The sequence below is a fragment of the Thioalkalivibrio sp. genome, from assembly GCF_007692535.1.
Lineage (GTDB): Bacteria > Pseudomonadota > Gammaproteobacteria > Ectothiorhodospirales > Ectothiorhodospiraceae > Thioalkalivibrio.
The window spans coordinates 1-2,821 of the sequence record NZ_REBW01000005.1 but is presented as its reverse complement, the minus strand read 5'-3'; the positions used below and the strand labels follow the sequence as shown (position 1 = coordinate 2,821).

The window sequence follows — 2,821 nt, the reverse complement described above, 5'->3', positions numbered from 1 at the left end:
GTTTGCGGCTTTTCATCGTCAGGGGTAGCGCGTCGCCACGACAGTTAGACCAGGAACAGGTCGACGAACTCCTGCACCGGCGTCGCCGACAGGCGTCGTGCATCCTTGCAAAGTTCGAAGATACGCGCCGCCTGGCCCCGGGGGAACCGGGTGCGCAGCGCGTCCTGGAACTTGCGTTCCAGCACCGGGATGCCCTCGGCCCGGCGGCGGCGGTGGCCGATGGGATATTCCACCTCCACCTTCTGAGTGCTGCTCCCGTCCCGGAAGAACACCTGCACCGCATTCGCGATGGAGCGCTTCGCCGGATCATGGTAGTCCTCCGAGTAGCGGGGATCCTCCACCACTCGCATCCTGTCCCGGAGTGCGTCGATGCGCGGGTCGGCGGCGACTTCGTCCTCGTAGTGACCGGCGGTCAGCGCACCGAAGATCAGCGGCACGGCCACCATGTACTGCAGGCAGTGATCCCGGTCCGCGGGATTGTGCAGCGGGCCGTCCTTGCTGATGATCCGCACCGCCGACTCCTGGGTGGTGAGCTCGATCCGTTCGATCTCGTCGAGCCGGTCCTTCACCTCCGGATACAGGCGCAGCGCGCACTCCACCGCGGTCTGGGCGTGGAATTCCGCCGGGAAGCTGATCTTGAACAGGATCTGTTCCATCACGTAGCTGCCGTAATCACGCTGGAAGCGGAACCGCTCGCCCTTGAACAGCACGTCGTAGAAACCCCAGTGGGGGGCGGAGAGTACGCTGGGCAGGCCCATCTCGCCCTTCATGACCATCAGCGCCAGACGCACGGCACGGCCGCAGGCGTCGCCGGCCGCCCAGGACTTGCGCGAGCCGGTGTTGGGCGCATGACGATAGGTACGCAGCGCCTGGCCGTCGACCCACGCCTGGGATACGGCGTCGATCACCTGGTCGCGGGACGCACCCAGCATGTGGGCGGCCACGGCCGCGGAGGCCACCTTGACCAGCACCACGTGGTCCAGGCCCACCCGGTTGAAGCTGTTCTCCAATGCCAGCACGCCCTGGATCTCGTGGGCCTTGATCATGTAGCGAAGCACGGCATCGACGGTCAGCGGCGCCTTGCCCTCGGACACCGCCTTGCGGCTCAGATGGTCGGCGAGCGCGAGGATGGTGCCGAGGTTGTCGGAGGGATGCCCCCACTCGGCGGCGAGCCAGGTGTCGTTGAAATCCAGCCAGCGCACCATTGCACCGATGTTGAAGGCGCCCTGGATGGGATCGAGCTGGAAGGAGGTCCCCGGAATGCGCGAGCCGTTCGGCACGACGGTACCGGGAACCACCGGACCCAGGTGCTTGGTGCACTCGGGATACTGCAGCGCCAGCAGGGCACAGCCCAGCGAATCCATCAGGCAGTTGCGCGCGGTGTCCAGGGCCTCTGCGGAATCGATGTCATGGTTGCAGACATAATCTGCGATCGCGACCAGTTCCGGATCCGGGTCCGGTCTCACGTTGGCATCGGCGATGTGTTGGCTCACGGCTTGACTCCTGGTTCACAGCGATTAAAGAAAAGGCATCGTATCGGGCACGAGCCGCGCGGGGCGCGGTTTTCGTGCCTCGAGTGGGCGCCCTGCGGTCAGCGCTCTTCGATCGGGATCCAGGACTGGTTCTCCGGCCCCGTGTAGTTGGCGCTGGGCCGGATGATCTTGCCATCCTGGCGCTGTTCGATCACATGGGCCACCCAACCGGTGGTGCGGGAGATCACGAACAGCGGCGTGAACAGCGCGGTCGGAACACCCATCATGTGATACGACACCGCCGAGAACCAGTCCAGATTCGGGAACATCTTCTTGAGCTCCCACATCACTCCCTCGAGACGCTCGGCCACGGCATACATGGTCGGCGTTCCCCGGTGCTCGGACAGGCGCCGCGCCACGTCCTTGATCACTTCATTGCGCGGGTCACCGATGGTGTACACCGGATGACCGAAGCCGATGATGATTTCCTTGCGCCCAACCCGTTCACGGATATCCGTCTCCGCCGCGTCCGGGTCCGGATACCGCAGCTGGATGTCGCAGGCCGCCTCATTGGCGCCGCCGTGCTTGGGACCGCGCAGCGCGCCGATGGCGCCGGTGATGGCCGAGTAGATGTCCGCGTTGGTGCCGGCGACCACCCGGGCGGCGAAGGTGGAGGCGTTGAACTCGTGTTCCGCGTAGAGATTGAGCGAGGTGTGCATGGCGCGCACCCACGGCTCCGGCGGTTCGGATCCATGCAGCAGGTGCAGCAAATGCCCGCCCACGCTGTCGTCGTCGCTATCCACCTCGATACGCCTTCCGTGATGGGCAAAGTGATACCAGACGAGCAGCGCGGGCCCGAGACAGGCCAACAGCCGGTCGCCGATCGCCCGGGCGCCTGCGACGGACATGTCTTCCTTTTCCGGTTCCAGCGTGCCCAGCATGGACACCGCCGTGCGCATCACGTCCATGGGGTGCGCCGACGGCGGAATCCTCTCGAGCACGTCGCGCAGGGCCGCAGGCACGCCGCGCAGGGCGCGCAGCCGTTGCTTGTAGTCCAGCAGTTCCGCGCGGTTCGGCAGACGGCCGTGAATCAGCAGGTGGGCGATCTCCTCGAACTCCGCCCGGTCGGCGAAGTCCAGGATGTCGTAGCCCCGGTAGTGCAGATCGTTGCCGGTGCGGCCCACGGTGCAGATCGCCGTGTTCCCGGCGACCGTGCCCGACAGGGCCACGGATTTTTTCACGCGCGGCGTCGCGGCCCCGGTATTTTCGCTGTCAGTCATCTTTTCTTTTCCTTGCTGTAGAGCGCGTCGAGTTTTTCCTCGTAGGCGTGATAGCCCAGGTGTTCGTAG

General features: G+C 65.5%; 2 protein-coding genes. Both read right to left on the bottom strand.

Features of this window, described 5'->3' with window-relative positions; translation table 11 throughout:
- Positions 1-44 precede the first annotated feature (44 nt).
- The gene (locus tag EA346_RS00065; RefSeq protein ID WP_296754068.1) at positions 45-1,493 is read right to left on the bottom strand and encodes a bifunctional 2-methylcitrate dehydratase/aconitate hydratase; all 1,449 of its coding nucleotides are present in this window, start codon (positions 1,491-1,493) and stop codon (positions 45-47) included.
- 98 nt (positions 1,494-1,591) lie between these two features.
- Positions 1,592-2,752 carry a 2-methylcitrate synthase gene (gene prpC, locus EA346_RS00060; RefSeq protein ID WP_296754066.1) on the bottom strand — a complete coding sequence of 387 codons (1,161 nt, stop codon included), beginning with the start codon at positions 2,750-2,752 and terminating at the stop codon, positions 1,592-1,594.
- Positions 2,753-2,821: the final 69 nt, after the last annotated feature.